At 74.8% G+C, this 15,491-nt stretch carries 11 protein-coding genes; 10 read left to right on the top strand and 1 reads right to left on the bottom strand.

Features of this window, described 5'->3' with window-relative positions; genetic code table 11:
- Positions 1 to 25: 25 nt before the first annotated feature.
- The 10 genes from JOF54_RS13335 to JOF54_RS13290 all read left to right on the top strand — a co-directional run bounded on the left by JOF54_RS13335 (position 26) and on the right by JOF54_RS13290 (position 14,781).
- A complete protein-coding gene (locus JOF54_RS13335; protein WP_210056591.1) occupies positions 26 to 544 on the top strand; it encodes a SixA phosphatase family protein in 519 nt (172 codons plus the stop codon).
- Between the two features lie 152 nt (positions 545 to 696).
- Complete coding sequence (locus JOF54_RS13330; RefSeq protein ID WP_210056589.1) at positions 697 to 1,590, top strand: glycerophosphodiester phosphodiesterase; 894 nt, start codon at positions 697 to 699, stop codon at positions 1,588 to 1,590.
- Between the two features lie 270 nt (positions 1,591 to 1,860).
- The gene (locus JOF54_RS13325; protein WP_210056587.1) at positions 1,861 to 3,540 is read left to right on the top strand and encodes a sugar transferase; all 1,680 of its coding nucleotides are present in this window, start codon (positions 1,861 to 1,863) and stop codon (positions 3,538 to 3,540) included.
- Between the two features lie 13 nt (positions 3,541 to 3,553).
- Positions 3,554 to 4,330 carry a hypothetical protein gene (locus JOF54_RS13320; protein WP_210056585.1) on the top strand — a complete coding sequence of 259 codons (777 nt, stop codon included), beginning with the start codon at positions 3,554 to 3,556 and terminating at the stop codon, positions 4,328 to 4,330.
- A gap of 66 nt (positions 4,331 to 4,396) precedes the next feature.
- Positions 4,397 to 7,273 (top strand): PKD domain-containing protein, encoded by a 2,877-nt coding sequence (locus JOF54_RS13315; RefSeq protein WP_210056583.1) that lies wholly within the window; start codon positions 4,397 to 4,399, stop codon positions 7,271 to 7,273.
- A gap of 202 nt (positions 7,274 to 7,475) precedes the next feature.
- Complete coding sequence (locus JOF54_RS13310; protein WP_210056581.1) at positions 7,476 to 8,531, top strand: polysaccharide pyruvyl transferase family protein; 1,056 nt, start codon at positions 7,476 to 7,478, stop codon at positions 8,529 to 8,531.
- On the top strand, positions 8,531 to 9,778 hold the full coding sequence (locus JOF54_RS13305; RefSeq protein ID WP_210056580.1) for a Coenzyme F420 hydrogenase/dehydrogenase, beta subunit C-terminal domain: 1,248 nt from the start codon (positions 8,531 to 8,533) through the stop codon (positions 9,776 to 9,778). Before JOF54_RS13310 ends, JOF54_RS13305 begins: the two co-directional genes overlap by 1 nt.
- A complete protein-coding gene (locus JOF54_RS13300) occupies positions 9,775 to 11,331 on the top strand; it encodes a lipopolysaccharide biosynthesis protein (protein ID WP_307804143.1) in 1,557 nt (518 codons plus the stop codon). The genes JOF54_RS13305 and JOF54_RS13300 overlap by 4 nt, the downstream gene beginning before the upstream one ends.
- The gene (locus JOF54_RS13295) at positions 11,328 to 13,271 is read left to right on the top strand and encodes a glycosyltransferase (RefSeq protein ID WP_210056569.1); all 1,944 of its coding nucleotides are present in this window, start codon (positions 11,328 to 11,330) and stop codon (positions 13,269 to 13,271) included. The genes JOF54_RS13300 and JOF54_RS13295 overlap by 4 nt, the downstream gene beginning before the upstream one ends.
- Positions 13,272 to 13,473: 202 nt before the next feature.
- Positions 13,474 to 14,781 (top strand): hypothetical protein, encoded by a 1,308-nt coding sequence (locus JOF54_RS13290; protein WP_210056560.1) that lies wholly within the window; start codon positions 13,474 to 13,476, stop codon positions 14,779 to 14,781.
- Positions 14,782 to 14,812: 31 nt separating this feature from the next.
- Here the strand turns inward: JOF54_RS13290 and JOF54_RS13285 are convergent, their stop codons facing one another.
- Positions 14,813 to 15,349, bottom strand: a complete 537-nt coding sequence (locus JOF54_RS13285; RefSeq protein WP_210056558.1) for an acyltransferase — start codon at positions 15,347 to 15,349, stop codon at positions 14,813 to 14,815.
- Positions 15,350 to 15,491 lie beyond the last annotated feature (142 nt).

Below are 15,491 nucleotides of genomic sequence, written 5' to 3'. Positions count from 1 at the left end.
GGCAGCGAGGTCGTAGCCTGCCGCGGTGACCACCACGCGGACCCTGCTGCTGCTCCGGCACGCGACCGCCGAGCCGGCCCGTCCCGGCCACCGCGACGCCGACCGGCGGCTGAGCCCGCGCGGGGAGGTCGAGGCCGACGGCGTGGGCGCCTTCCTGCGCGACCGGGGCGTGCTGCCCGACCGGGTGCTGTGCTCACCGGCGACCCGCACCCGCCAGACGCTCGAGCGGCTGGGCCTCGACGTGCCCGTCGAGCTGGTGCCGCTGCTCTACCAGGCCGGCTCCGACGAGGTGCTCGAGCTGGTCGCGGCCGCCGACGTCGGCACCGTCCTGGTGGTGGGGCACGCCCCCGCCGTGCCGGGGGTCGTCTACGACGTGGCCGACCCCGGGACCTCCTCCCCGGCCGCGTCCGCCGCCGTCGCCGACCGCTTCCCACCGGCGACGCTGGCCCGGCTCGAGGTGGCGGGCGACTGGTCCGACCCCAGCACGGCCCGGCTCGTCGAGGTCCGGCTGCCCGCCGGGTCCGAGGGCCGCCTGCTGCGCTGAATGTCACCGGAATCAGCGCTCAGGACGTATTTCCCGCTCCTTTCCGCGACCCCGGAAAAGCCCTTCGTGACCCGATCGCGACCTCGTCGGGAAGGGTTTCCGCCGCCGCTTCCCTAAGATGGCCGTCCGCGCTCCCGCCCGACAGGACCACCATGACCAGCGCCACGACCCGCTCGCCCGGGTCCCTGTCCCGCCGCACCCTGCTCGGCGGGCTGCTCGCCGGCGCGACGGCGGCCGCGGTGGGCTGCGGCGCCGACGGCGCGACCGCCCCGGCCCCCGGCGGCGGCCCCGCGGCCACGGTCGCGTCGCTGGTCGCGGAGCGGCCCTTCTACGTGGCCCACCGCGGGGGCGGCGGGAACTGGCCGGAGATGACGGCCTACGCCTACGAGCAGGCCGCCCGGCTGCCGGGGCTGCACGCGCTCGAGATCTCGGTCTGCCTGAGCGCCGACGGGGTGCTCGTCTGCAGCCACGACCCCAGCACCGCGCGGGTGACCGGCGTCGACCACGACATCGCCACCACGCCCTGGTCGACCCTGTCGACGCTGCAGGTCAGTGCGGCCGGGACGACCGACCCCGCCCAGCCCAGCAGGCCGCTGACCAGGTTCGACGACGTCGTGGACGCCTACGCGGACCGGTTCGTGCTGTTCGTGGAGCCCAAGGTCCCGGCGGCCGCGGGGCCGCTGATGGCGCGGCTGGTGGGGCTCGGCCAGCCCGAGCGGGTGGTGTGGAAGCAGTACGTGAACTCCGGGGAGTTCGAGCGGGCGAAGGGGAACGGCTTCGGCACCTGGGGCTACGTGCTGGACCAGCCGAGCCACCTCGGCGCCAACCTGGAGCGGTTCGCCGCGGCGCCCCACATCGACATGCTCGGCGTCCCGCGCGAGCAGCCGGACGCCTTCGTCAGCGCGGTCACCGACGCGGCGAACCGGAACGGCAAGCCGGCGATGATGTGGGCGCTGAGCTCGGAGGAGGACCGGTCCCGGGCGCTGCGGCTGGGCTGCCGGGGGCTGATGACGTCGAACATCGCCGGGCTGCTGCCCCGGGGGTGACACCGGTGGGACGGCTGGGTCAGGGGTGACACCAGTGGCCGTTCTGGTCCCTGTGTCCAGGGTCTCATCACGATTTCGTCTCGGCCGCACCCCCGGAAAGTTCCCTGTTGATAGCCTGCCGGGACCTGGTTGTTCACAGCGCGTATCAGCAGGCGGCGTATCAACTCCCCCAACGGTGGAGGCAGATCGCCGGCTCGGATACCTCGCGGCTGTGGTTGACAGCGAGTTTGAGCTTGTCGGGGGGCGACAAGACATACGGGGGACATCTGCATGGCAACACCTGAGCACTCCGCGGCGCCGAACGGCGCCGAGGACGGCCGCGCCCGCCCGGGCCCGGACGGGAACGAGGACTTCGCGGCCGAGCTGCGACCCCGCGACACCGCCGAGAGCCGGGACGCGCTGGCCGCCAGCACCGCCCACCCCTCGCACGACGTCAGCCCGGACACCGGGGCGATGGACGTCGCCCGTCGTCGTCCGGCCGACTCCGCCGCCGAGACCGCCCGCCGTGACCCGCGCTCGGAGGCGGTCCTGGAGCCGTCGCCGGTCCGGACGCCCGGCCTGGCCGCCTGGACCCAGCGCTACACGCTGACGGTGGCCGCCGCCGACGTGCTGGTCGGCGTCGTCGCCGTGCTGCTCGCGCTGCCGGTCCTGAAGTACCCCTTCACCACCGGCAACACCCTCGTCATCGTGGCCGGCGCGGCGCTCGCCTGGCCGCTGGCCATCGCGATCAGCCGCGGCTACGAGCGCAGCAACATCGGCGTCGGCGACGACGAGATGCGCGCCGTCATGCGGGCCGTCGTCTTCGCCGTCGCGGTGGGCGCGGTCCCCGCGGCCATCACCGAGAGCCTCGGCGTCGTCGCCACCTCGGTCATCGCGGTCCCGCTCGCCGGGCTCGGCAGCATCGCCGTCCGCTTCGCCGCCCGGAAGAACCTGCACCGCCAGCAGCGCGCCGGCCGCAACGTCCGCCGCGTGATCGTGGTCGGCAGCGCCTACGCCACCGCCGACCTCACCGAGGTGCTGACCCGCGAGCCGCACGCCGGGATGAACGTCATCGGGGTCTGCGTGCCGCGCTCCGACGTCTCCCGGGCCCGCGACGCCGGCCTGGCCGTCATCGGCGACCTGGACCAGGTCCCCGAGCTGATCCGCGCCTACGCCGCCGACGCGGTCGCCGTGACCGGCAGCGACGCGACCCGCCACAACTACCTCCGCGAGCTCTCCTGGGCCCTCGAGGGCGCCGGGGTCGAGCTCCTGGTGCACCCCGGCCTCGTCGAGGTCGCCGGCCCGCGGATGCACATCCGGCCCTACGTCGGCCTGCCCCTGCTGCACGTCGAGCAGCCGCACTTCACCGGCTGGCGCCGCTTCGTCAAGCGCGCCACCGACCTGGTCCTGACCGGCGCCGGCGTCCTGGTCATCTCCCCGGTCCTCGCGGCGCTGGCCCTGGCCGTCAAGCTCAACGACGGCGGACCGGTCATCTTCCGCCAGACCCGGGTGGGCCTGGACGGCTCCACGTTCACGATGCTCAAGTTCCGCTCCATGCACGTCGACGCCGAGGCCAAGCTGGCCGAGCTGCGGGCGCAGAACCCCGAGATCGGCCACATGTTCAAGATGGAGGACGACCCGCGCATCACCCGCGTCGGCAAGTTCCTCCGCAAGTTCTCCCTCGACGAGCTGCCGCAGCTGTTCAACGTGCTCGCCGGCACCATGTCGCTGGTCGGCCCCCGGCCGCCGCTGCAGTCCGAGGTCGACGGGTACGAGGACCACGCCCGCCGCCGCCTCCTCGTCACCCCCGGCCTGACCGGTCTCTGGCAGGTCAGCGGCCGCTCGCTGCTCAGCTGGGAGGAGACGGTCCGCCTCGACCTCCGCTACGTCGAGAACTGGACCCTCACCCTCGACCTGCTCATCCTGTGGAAGACGTTCTTCGCCGTGGTCGCGCGCCGCGGCGCCTACTGAGCCGGCCACCACGGTGCTCGTCCCCCCGCGGGCCGCGCTGCGGCTCGCCCTGACCGCCGTCGTGCTGGGGTCCGCCCTGGCCACGACGGCGTGCAGCACGCCGGCGCCGACGGCGTCGGGGACGCCGAGCGCGGGCACAGCGCCGAGCTCGACGACCAGCACCGCCACGACCTCTGCCGCGCCGAGCCCGACCCCGACGGCCTCGCCGTCCGGCCGGCCCGGCGCCAGCCCGACGGCCACGACCTCGGCCCCGGAGCCGGGCTCGACGCCGAGCGGCCCGGCCGGCGGCCCGACCGCGGCGCCGTCGGCCTCCGGCTCCGCCGCGGACGCCCCGGACCCGACGGCGCCGGCCCAGCCGGTGCCCGCCGACCGGGAGGACGCCCGCGACCGGCTGCCGGCGGTGGAGGGCGCGCTCGCCGACGGCCTGCGCTGGTCCGACGGCGTCCGCGTCGCGGTGGTCGAGGTCACGCAGGGCGAGCTGGACCAGCCGGGACCCGGCAGCCGGATCGGCCCGTTCACGAGCTTCCGGCTGCGGGTGACCAACGAGTCCGACGAGCCGCTGGACCTCAGCCGGGTCATCACCAGCCTCACCTACGGCCGGCCGCCGCTGCAGGCCCGGCCCGTCTACGACGAGGACGCCGCCGACTTCACCGGCCGCCTCGCCCCGGGGGACCGCGCGTCCGCGCGGTACTCCTTCGCCGTCCCGGCGTCGGGACGGTCCGCGGTCGCGCTGACCGTCGACCTCGACGCCCGTCACGGCCTCGCCACGTTCCGAGGGGACGCCCGCTAGCCGGCGCCCGCACGACCCGCCCGTCACCGAGGACGGTCGGCGCCATCACTCGAGGGGAAACATCTGATGGGAATCCTGCAGGGCCGCCGGTCCCGCCTGTCCGCGGCGGTGGCCGGGGGGCTCGCGACCGCCCTGGTCGCGCTGGGCCTGGGCGCCGCCCCGGCCGCGACCGCCGACACCCGCCCGATCTCGACCACCCTGCCCACGACGGCGTCGGTGGACCCGCTGCCCACCTGGCAGCTGACCGGCGTCGTCTGGAGCCAGGTGGTCGTCGGCACCACCGTCTACGCCACCGGCGACTTCACCAAGGCCCGCCCGGCGGGCATGTGGAAGGGCGGGCCGACCGAGATCGCCGTGTCCCACCTCTTCGCCTACGACATCACCACCGGCGAGCGGGTCGCCTCCTTCAACCACACGCTGAACGCGCCCGGGCTCGCCGTCACGGCGTCCCCGGACGGGAAGCGGGTCTACGTCGGCGGCTCGTTCACGACGGTGGACAACAAGCCGCGCGGGCACCTGGCCGCGTTCGACACCGCCACCGGCGCGCTGGTCGAGGGCTTCAGCCCCTCGGTCGACCAGGACGTCAAGGCGCTGACGGCGACGAACGCCACCGTCTACGCCGGTGGCGCCTTCGGCAGCGCGACCGGCACCGCCGCCCCGACCTCCAGCGCCCGCAAGCGGCTGGCGGCCTTCGGCGCGGCCGACGGCGCCCTGCTGCCCTGGGCCCCCTCGGCCACCGACGGCGCCTACGTCTGGGCGCTCACCCTCACCCCGGACCAGACCAAGGTCGTGATCGGCGGGCAGTTCGCCACCCTCAACGGCGCGAACGTCTACGGCCTTGGCGCCGTCGGCGCGACGACCGGCACGAACCTGCCCTGGGCCGCCAGCGGCACGCTGCGGGACTCCGGCAAGGGCGCGATCAACTCCCTCACCACCGACGGCACCTACGTCTACGGCAGCGGCTTCGCCTTCGGCGCCGGCGGGCTGTTCGAGGGCAGCTTCTCCCTCAACCCGGCCAACGGGGCCATCCGCTGGATGGTCGACTGCCTGGGCGACACCTACGACGTCGAGCCGGTCGGGGACGTCACCTACACCGTCAGCCACGCCCACGACTGCCGCTCGATCGGCGCGTTCGGCGACACCAGCCCGCGCACCCGGTGGCAGCCGGCCAACGCCTTCACCACCGCGCCCACCGGGCTCAACAACGGCCCGAACGCCTACGGCTGGAACTACAAGGGCCGCCCCGCCCCGACGATGCTGCACTGGTACCCCGAGCTGGGGATCGGCATCTACAGCAAGCAGTACCAGGCCGCCTGGAGCGTCGTGAGCGGCAGCGGCTACATCGCCCTGGGCGGGGAGTTCCCGACCGTCAACGGCAAGGAGCAGTACGGCCTGACCCGCTACGCCGTACCCGGCGCGGCGCCGGGCGTGCCCGCCAACAAGGTGGGCCCGCAGTACCTGGGCACCGTGCCCGTGCGCAGCGCCCCGCCCGCCACCGCGGCCTCCGTGCCGGCCCCGGGCACCGTCCGGGTCACCTACGGCGCGGCCTGGGACAAGGACAACCAGCGGCTGACCTACCAGCTCTACCGCGACCGCGGCACCGCGGCCGAGGCCCTGGTGGACACCCGGACCGTCGACAGCAACTTCTGGACGCTGCCGACGCAGACGGTGGAGGACAAGACCGCGCCGGCGGGCAGCCACACCTACCAGGTGCGGGTCACCGACCCGTTTGGCAACGAGCTACTCAGCCCCGTCTCGAACAGCGTCACCGCCAGCGGGAACGCGGCCCCGACTGCGTCGTTCACCGCCACCACCACCGGTCTGACCGCCAGCGTCGACGGCGGCGGCTCCACCGACGCCGACGGCACCATCGCCTCCTACGCCTGGACCTTCGGCGACGGCACCACCGCCACGGGGCGCACGGCCTCCCGGACCTACGCCGCCGCCGGGACCTACAGCGTCAAGCTCACGGTCACCGACGACCAGGGCGCGGTGGGCACCACCACGCGGTCGGTGACCGTCGCCCCGACGCCGCCGGCGAACACGGCGCCGACGGCCTCGTTCACCAGCACCACCGCGGGCCTGCGGGTCGACGTCGACGGCAGCGGGTCCGCCGACGCCGACGGCACGGTCGCCTCCTACGCCTGGACCTTCGGTGACGGCACCACCGCCACCGGGGCCACGGCGAACCGCACCTACGCGGCCGCGGGCACCTACGACGTGCGCCTCACCGTCACCGACGACGACGGCGCGACCGGCACGGTGACCAAGAGCGTCACCGTCACGGCCCCGCCGTCCGACGTGCTGGCCGACGACACCTTCGAGCGGACCTCGACCTCGGGCTGGGGCAGCGCGCCGACCGGCGGCGCCTGGACCTACAGCGGCAGCACGAGCCTGTTCACCGTCGCCGACGGCGCAGGGGTCATCACCATGGCCGCCGCCGGCTCGGGCCCGACGGCCCGGCTGCCGATCTCCTCGACCGACACCGACCTGCAGCTGACCTTCGCCTTCGACAAGGCGCCGACGGGCGGCGGGCAGTACACCCGCGCCGTCGTCCGCGGCGACCAGGCGAACGGCTACCACGCCAAGGTCTGGGTGCAGGCCAACGGCACGATGGTCGTCTACCTCAACCGGAACGTGGCCGGCACCGAGACCAACCTGGCCAGCAAGGTGCTGCCCGGGACCTTCGTCCCCGGGCAGGGCTACCGCGTCCGCATCCAGGGCTACGGCTCGGGCACCACGACGCTGCGGACGAAGGTCTGGCCGGCCGGCACCACCGAGCCGACGGCCTGGGCCGCCACCGCCACCGACACCACGGCCGCCCTGCAGAGCCCGGCCGGCGTGGCCGTCCGGGCCTACCTGTCCGGCAGCTCGGCGGCCCCGGTCAGGCTCTCCGTGAGCGAGATCACGGCCCGGCGGACGGGAGAGCTGACGGCCCGCTAGACCGCAGGGAGAGGACGGGCGGCGCACCGGCGCACCGCCCGTCCGGCCTCGGGGGGCCGCTCTGCGCACCACCACCGGACGCTGGCGCGCGCGTAATACGACCGTGTCATCCGAGCCGTACAGTGATGCGCCTACCAAGCAAGGACGGATTGTGATGAGAGTTTTGGTTCTCTGGGCCGACGACCGGTCCCCAAACCTCGGGGTGAGAGTTCTCGGTGCCGGCACGGAGGCCCTGACGCGTCGGGTCTGGCCGGACGCCGAGTTCGTGTTCTACAACTACGGCGCCCGCACGGCTCCGGTGCGGCTCGGCTCGGTGGCCGAGGTCGCGAAGGAGGCGGTGCTCCGGCGCCACGGCCTGGCCGACTGGTTCCGCGGGTTCGACCTCGTGATGGACACCCGCGCGGGTGACTCCTTCGCCGACATCTACGGGCTGCCGCGGCTCTCGGCCATGTGCGCGACCACGGAGTTCGCCTCCCGGGTCGGCGTGCCGGTCGTGCTGAGCCCGCAGACGATTGGCCCCTTCGGCTCCCGGCGGGCGAAGGCCCTGGCCAAGCGCTCGCTGCGCACCGCCGCGGTCGTGATGGCCCGCGACAGCACCAGCGCCGAGGCCTCCGCCGGTCTGGGCCGGCCCGTCGACGTGCTCACCACCGACGTCGTGTTCGCCCTCGACGTCCCCGAGCCGACGACGCGGCGCGACGTCGTGCTCAACGTCTCCGGCCTGCTCTGGCAGCCCGGCCCGCACGTCGACGCCGCGGCCTACCGGCGCACCGTCGCCGAGGTGCACGACCGGCTGGTCGCCGCCGGCCGCACCGTGAGCCTGCTGGCCCACGTGCTGCCCTCGGACAACCCCGACGACGACGTGCCGGCGGTCGAGGAGTTCCGCGACACCCACGCCCCCGGCGCGGAGGTGATCGTGCCGACGTCGCTCACCGACATCCGGACCACCCTGGCCGGCGCCGAGCTGGTCATCGGCTCGCGGATGCACGCCTGCCTCAACGCGCTGTCGGTCGGCACCCCCGCCATCCCCCTGGCCTACTCCCGCAAGTTCGCGCCGCTGATGGCCGACCTCGGCTGGGAGCACGTCGTCGACCTGCGCACCGCCGGTGACGAGGCCCCCTCCCTGGTCGCCGGCATCGCCGCCCGCGACGACCTGCCCGCCCGCGTCACCGCCGTCCGGGAGCGGGCCGCCAGCACGCTCGCCCTGGCGACCGACGCGCTCGCCGGCCAGGTCGACGCCGTCGCGGCGGGGCGGGGCTGATGGGCCGGGCCGACGCCGAGGCGCTGGACCGGGCGGTCGCCCGGGTCGTGGACACGGCCAACTGCTCCGGCTGCGGGGCGTGCACCCAGCTCGACGCGGGGCTCGCGATGGCCCTGGACGCGGAGGGCTACGCCCGCCCGGTGCGCGGGACGGCCGCGCCCGCGCCCGTCCCCGGGGCCGCCGCGACCTTCGACCGGATCTGCCCCGGCCGTCGCGTCGCCTCCCCCCGCCCGCCGGGCGCGGAGGTCCACCCGACGCTCGGCCCCGTGGTCAGCGCCTGGGAGGCCTGGGCGTCCGACCCCGAGATCCGGCACCGCGGCAGCAGCGGCGGCACGCTGACGGCACTCGTCGCCTGGCTCACCGAGAACGGCGAGCAGGCCTCCTTCACCGGCGCCCGCGCCGCGGCCGCCGAGCCCCGGCGGACCGTCTCGGTCACCATCACCAGCCGCGACGAGGCCCTGGCCTCGGCCGGCTCCCGGTACGCGCCGGTGGCCTCCGTCGCCGCCCCGGGCGCGCTCGCGCCCGGCACCGGCCTGGTCGGCAAGCCGTGCGAGGTCTCCGCCGCCCGGGCGCTGCTGGACGGCGCGCCGGCGACCGGGTCCACCCCGCTGCTGCTGTCCTTCTTCTGCGCCGGCACGCCCAGCCAGCACGCCACGGACGCCCTCGTCCGCGAGCTCGGGGTGCCCGACGACGCCGGCCTGCGCGACCTCTGGTACCGCGGCCGCGGCTGGCCCGGCCACTTCACCGCCGAGGCGGCGGACGGCCGCACCGTCCGCACCACCTACGACGAGTCCTGGGGCCGGCACCTGGGCAAGGCCACCCAGTGGCGCTGCAAGATCTGCCCCGACGGCGTGGGCGAGAGCAGCGACGTGACGGCCGCCGACTTCTGGCACACCGACGCCAAGGGCTACCCGGTCTTCACCGAGGGCGACGGCACCAGCGCGCTGCTGGCCCGCACCCCGCGCGGCCACGAGGTCCTGCAGCGGGCCTTCGCCGCCGGCGTGCTGACCGGCCGGGCGCTCGACCTCGACGCGCTGGCCGGCGTGCAGCCGCTGCAGGTGTCGCGGCGCAGCACGCTGCTGGGCCGCCTCGTCGGCGCCCGGCTCGCGGGCCGCCCGGTCCCCCGCTACACCGGCTTCGGCCTGGCCCGGCTCGCGCTCGGCGACTGGCGGGAGACCGCCCGGACGGCCAAGGGCAGCTTCCGCCGGGTCCAGCGCGCGCGGCGCGGTGCGGTGGGTGCCCGGTGAGCACCGAGCCCCCGCTGAGCGACCCGCCCCTGGCCGGCCCGCCGATCAGCGACGCGGAGGCCGAGGCCGCCGCCGAGAAGGCCGCGATGAAGGAGCAGCGCGGGCTGCTGGGCCGCACGGCCGCCCGCGGCGCCCTGATCACCGTCGGCGCCCAGGGCGTCAAGATCGTCCTGCAGGTGGTCGGCGTCGTCGTCCTCGCCCGGCTGCTGACGCCGGGTGACTACGGCCTCGTCGCCATGGTCACCGCCATCATCGGCGTGGCGGAGATCTTCCGGGACTTCGGCCTCTCCTCCGCCGCGGTGCAGGCGAAGACGCTCTCGAAGGCCCAGCGCGACAACCTCTTCTGGATCAACACCGGGGCCGGCCTCTTCTTCACCGTCCTGGTCTTCTTCACCGCCCCGCTGATCGCCCGGATCTACGGCCACGAGGAGCTCGTCGGGCTCACCCACGTGCTGGCGCTGGTCTTCGTCCTCAACGGCATGGGCACCCAGTACCGGGCCGACCTCAACCGGCGGCTGCAGTTCACCAAGCTCGCGACGGTGGAGATCGCCGCGCCGGCGATCTCGCTGGTCGTCGCGATCGTGGCCGCCCTGGAGGGAGCGGGCTACTGGGCGCTGGCCGTCCAGCAGATCACCATGGCCGTCGTCCTGCTCGTCGGCAACGCGGCTTCGGCCCGCTGGATCCCGCGGCTGCCCCGCCGCGCCCCCATGCGCGACCTCTTCACCTTCGGCTGGCAGCTCGCCGGGTCGCTGTTCGTCGGCTACCTCGGCAACAACATCGACTCCCTGACCATCGGCACGCGGTTCGGCTCGGAGGCGCTCGGCCTCTACAACCGCGCCTTCCAGCTGCTGATGACGCCGCTGGGCCAGCTGCGCGCGCCCAGCACCAAGGTGGCGCTGCCCGTCCTCTCCCGGCTGCGGGAGGACCGGGAGGCCTCCAACGCCTACCTGCAGCGCGGCCAGGCCGCCCTGGGGCTGACCCTGGTCGTCGGCCTGGGTGTCATCATCGGCGCCGCCGAGCCGGTGACCTCGATCTTCCTGGGCCGCCAGTGGCTCTCCGTCGAGCCGATCCTGCGGCTGCTCGCCGTCGCCGGGGTGTTCCAGAGCCTCGCCTACGTCGGGCTGTGGATCTACCTGTCGCACGGGCTCACCAAGGAGCTGCTCCAGTACACGATGATCACGGTGACCATCAAGGTCGCCTGCATCCTCGTCGGCAGCCTGTGGGGCGTCACCGGCGTGGCCTGGGGCTACGCGATCGCGCCCGCGCTGGCCTGGCCGCTGTCGTTCTGGTGGCTCTCGCGCAAGGCGCCCGTCGACGTCGGCCCCCTGTTCGTCGGCGCCGGCCGGATCATGGTCCTCACCGCCTTCGTGGCCGGCGGGACCTTCGGCGCCTGCGAGCTGACGGCGGAGTGGGGCCGCTGGGTCCAGCTGCCGGCCGGGGCCCTGGCCGCCGCCGTCGTCTACGCGCTGGCCTTCGCGCTGGTCCCCATGTTCCGCCGCGACATCACCGGCGTCCTCCAGATCGTCGGCAAGGGAATGAGGAAGAACCGGTGAGCACCCCCCAGCCGCTGCCCCGCTGCGCGGCCGTCGTGGTCAACTACGGCTCGTCGGCGCTGCTGGCGACCAACCTGGCGGCGGTCTCGGCCGCCGCGCCCGCGCTCGACGTCGTCGTGGTGGACAACTTCACGACGGCCGGGGAGCTGGCCGCGGTCCGCGAGCTCTGCGCCGCCCGGGGCTGGACGCTGGTCCCCTCCCCCACCAACCTCGGCTTCGGCGCGGGGGTGAACCTGGGGGCCCGGACCGCGCTGGCCGCGGGCGCCGAGCAGCTCCTGCTGCTCAACCCCGACGCCCGGCTCGACGCCGACGCGCTCGGCCGGCTGCAGCGGGTGGTCGCGGACGACCCGCTGGTGATGGCCGCCCCCGTCGTGCGGGCGGCCGACGGCCGGGTCTGGTCCGACGGGACCGACCTCTACCTCGACCGCGGCGGCATGCGGGCGACCCGCAAGCGGCCGACCGACCCGGAGCCCCGCGTCGAGATGTGGCTGAGCGGCGCCTGCCTGCTGCTCGCCCGCGGGCTCTGGGAGGCCGTCGGCGGCTTCGACGACCGCTACTTCCTCTACTGGGAGGACGTCGACCTGTCCCGCCGGGTGCGGGAGGCGGGCGGCCGGCTGGTGGTGGTCCGCGAGGCCGGGGCCGTGCACGACGAGGGCGGCACCCAGGGCGAGGGCGGGCAGCGGGCCAAGTCGGCCACCTACTACCGCTACAACATCCGCAACCGGCTGCTCTTCGCCGGCCAGCACCTCGACGCCGCCGACCGGCGCCGCTGGGTGGCCACCGCGCTGCCCGAGGCCTGGGCCGTCGTCCTGCGGGGCGGGCGTCGCCAGCTGCTGACCTCCACCGCCCCCTGGACCGCGATGGTCCGCGGCACGGTCGAGGGGCTGGCGCTGCTGCACCGGGCGGCGCGCACGGCGGCGGCGCCGGCCGACGGCCCCGTCCGCGTGCTGCAGTCCTTCCCGGACCCGCGGCCGACCACCAACCCCTACATCTGGATGCTCAAGGACAGCCTGGAGGCCCACCCCGACGTCGAGCTGACGACCTTCAGCTGGCGCCGGGCGCTGACCGGGGACCACGACGTCTTCCACGCGCACTGGCCCGAGATCCTCGTCGACGGCCGCACGCCGGCGCGCAAGGCGCTGCGCCAGCTGCTGTTCGTCCTCGTCCTGCTCCGCTCCCGGCTGCGCGGCACCGCCGTCGTCCGCACCGTGCACAACCTCGAGCTGCCCTCCGGCATCAGCCGGCGGGAGGTGGCGCTGCTGCGCTGGTTCCAGCGGCGGACGACGCTGCTGATCCGCATCAACACGTCCACCGAGCTGTCGGACCGGCCCCACGAGACGGTCGTGCACGGGCACTACCGGGACTGGTTCGCCTCCTACCCCCGCGAGGAGCAGGTGCCGGGGCGGCTCGCCTACTTCGGGCTGATCCGCCGCTACAAGGCGGTGGACACCCTGCTGACGGCGTTCCGGGCCACGACCGACCCGGCGCTCAGCCTCTTCGTCGGCGGACGGCCCTCGACGCCGGAGCTGCGGGCCGAGCTGACCGCGCTGGCCGCGCCCGACCCGCGGGTGAGCACCCACCTGGAGTTCCTCACCGACGCCGAGCTGGTCGCGGCCGCCTCGGCGGCGCAGCTGGTCGTGCTGCCCTACCGCGAGATGCACAACTCGGGCGGCGTGCTCGCGGCCCTCTCGCTGGACCGTCCGGTCCTGGTGCCCGACAACGAGGTGAACACCCAGCTGGCCGCCGAGGTGGGCCCCGGCTGGATCCACACCTACGCCGGCGCGCTCACCCCGGAGGACCTCACGACGACGCTGGAGCGGCTGGCCGCGGGGACCACGGGCCGTCCCGACCTGTCGGCCCGGGACTGGTCGACCGCCGCCGAGCTGCACCTGCGGGCCTACCGGCGCGCCCTGGCCCTGGTCCGCGGGACCGGCACGTGAGCGCGGCCCGGCCGGGCCGCCGGGCGCCCGCGAGCACCGCCGGCACCTGGTCGGACCGCCTAGAGTGGTGCCCGACCACCCGTCCCCGGTCCGCGACGCCCGGGGACCCGCGGGCGTCCACCGGCCCGCGCGGCCGGCCGCGGGACGCCGGACCGTCGACAAGGAGCACGTCCATGGCCGCCGAGACCTCGCCGAGCGCCCCGTGAGCGGGACGCAGTTCGACAGCGGGCTCGAGCTGGTCGCCGGCGTCCTCGTCCTGCTGGTCGTCTTCGCCGGCCTGCGCCGCTCGCCCAAGATCGCGGTCTTCGCCTGGCTCGTCGTCATCTGCTTCGTGCCGGTCTGGATCGGCCAGAGCGTCGTCGCCTACTTCCCGGCGTTCACGATCATCTCGCTGCTGACGGCCGCCAGCCTGCTGCCGACCGTCGTCGGCATCCGCTGGTCCTACGTCGACCTCTTCTTCGTCGCCATCGGCGCCATCGCGGTCGTCGAGTACCTGCTGCGGCTCACCACCCTGAGCGCGACGTTCGACCTCGCCACGGCCTGGGCCGGCGCCTTCCTGCTGGGCCGGATCGTCACCTCGGTGCTCGACGCGCGCTGGATCTACGGCGCCGTCGGGGTGTTCTTCAGCGTCGTCGCCGCGCTGGCCGTGCTGGAGTTCGCCACCGGCACCAACCTCTTCACCACCTACGTGACCGCGAACAACGCCAACTACGAGGTGTGGGGCGGCCTGCAGCCCCGCGGCGGGATCCTGCGCGCCGAAGGGGCCTTCGGCCACTCCATCGCGCTGGGCAGCTCGCTGGGGGTGGCCGTGGCGCTGACGATGGGCAGCCGCTTCCGGCCGGTGCTCAAGACCGCCATGGTCGCGCTGATGCTGGTCGGCGCCGTCGTCAGCTTCAGCCGGACCGGCATGATCACGGCCGCCGCCTCGGTCGTGCTGGCCTGCCTGTTCCTGCGCGACTCCCTCTCCCGCGCCTACCGGGTGAGCCTGCTGGTGCTGACGCTGGCCGCCGCGGGCGTCGTCTTCGCCCTCGTCGAGGACGTCTTCGTGGCCTCGGGCAACGAGGCCGAGGGCAGCGCGCTCTACCGCTCCGAGCTGCTGCAGCTGCTCACCTACATCCAGCCGTTCGGGCTGGCCGACAACTTCGCGGTCTCGACGACGTCGGAGGTCTCGATCGGCACCTTCGGCTCCGTGGACAACGCGCTGCTGCTGTTCGGGCTGATCTTCGGCTGGGTGCCGGGCGTCCTCGTCCTGCTGCTGCTCGCCGCCGCCGGCCTCTACGTGCTCCGCGGCCGGGCGACGGCCGCCACCATCGCCGTCGTCGCCCAGATCCCGGCGCTGGTCACGGTGGCCCTCATCACGCAGTACGCCGCCGTGCTCTGGTTCGCCGTCGGCCTGGCCGTCAGCACCCAGGTGCTGGCCAACGCCGAGCACCGCGCGCGCCGGGCGGCGGCCCGGCGGCCACCGGTGCGACGGCACCGGCGCGTCCCCGCGCCCGTCACCGCCGGCTGAGCCCGTCCGGCGGCACCCGACCCGTCCGCGCTCAGTCGGGCGCGCTGCCCCAGTCGGCGACCTGGCCGACCTCGACCGCCGGGTTGCCGGCCACGATCGTCCCCGACGGCACGTCGCGGCGGACCACCGAGCCCGCGCCCACGACGGAGCCCCGCCCGACCGTCACCCCCTTGAGCACCAGCGAGCGGGTCCCGACGAGGACCTTGGGCTCGATGACGATGGGCGCCTTGTGGTCGCGCCGCCGCCCCGAGGGCGAGGTGGTCCAGTGGAAGTCGGTGTCGAGCAGCTGGACCTCCCAGGAGATCCGCACGTCCTCCCCGATGGTGACGCCGGAGCCCACGTTGACCTTCGAGCGGGCGCCGATCTTGGCGCCCTTGCCCACGGTCAGCGTCGCGCCCGAGCCGACCCACAGGTGGGCGCCCTTGGAGATCGTGCAGCCCGGGGCGAGCGCGTAGGTGCCGGGGCCCATCAGCTTCACCCGCGACTCGATCCGCACGCCGGGGTGGCCGCGCAGCACCCCGCGCAGGTAGCTCCAGAAGTGGCGGCGCACCATGCGCAGACGGGACACGGGCACCAGCTCCCTCACCGGGGCCCCGGGGGCGGCCCCACTCGGGGGTCAGCATAGCGACGGGCGGCCCTCGTCCAGCCCCCTCGAGGGGTGCCCGGCGGTTATGATGCGTGCTCTCCTCGACGACGAGAGCTGTCCGTCC

The sequence above is a fragment of the Microlunatus capsulatus genome (assembly GCF_017876495.1).
Classification (GTDB): Bacteria; Actinomycetota; Actinomycetes; order Propionibacteriales; family Propionibacteriaceae; genus Microlunatus; species Microlunatus capsulatus.
The sequence above is the reverse complement of the archived record's forward strand: the minus strand, read 5'-3'. Positions and strand labels throughout refer to the sequence as shown.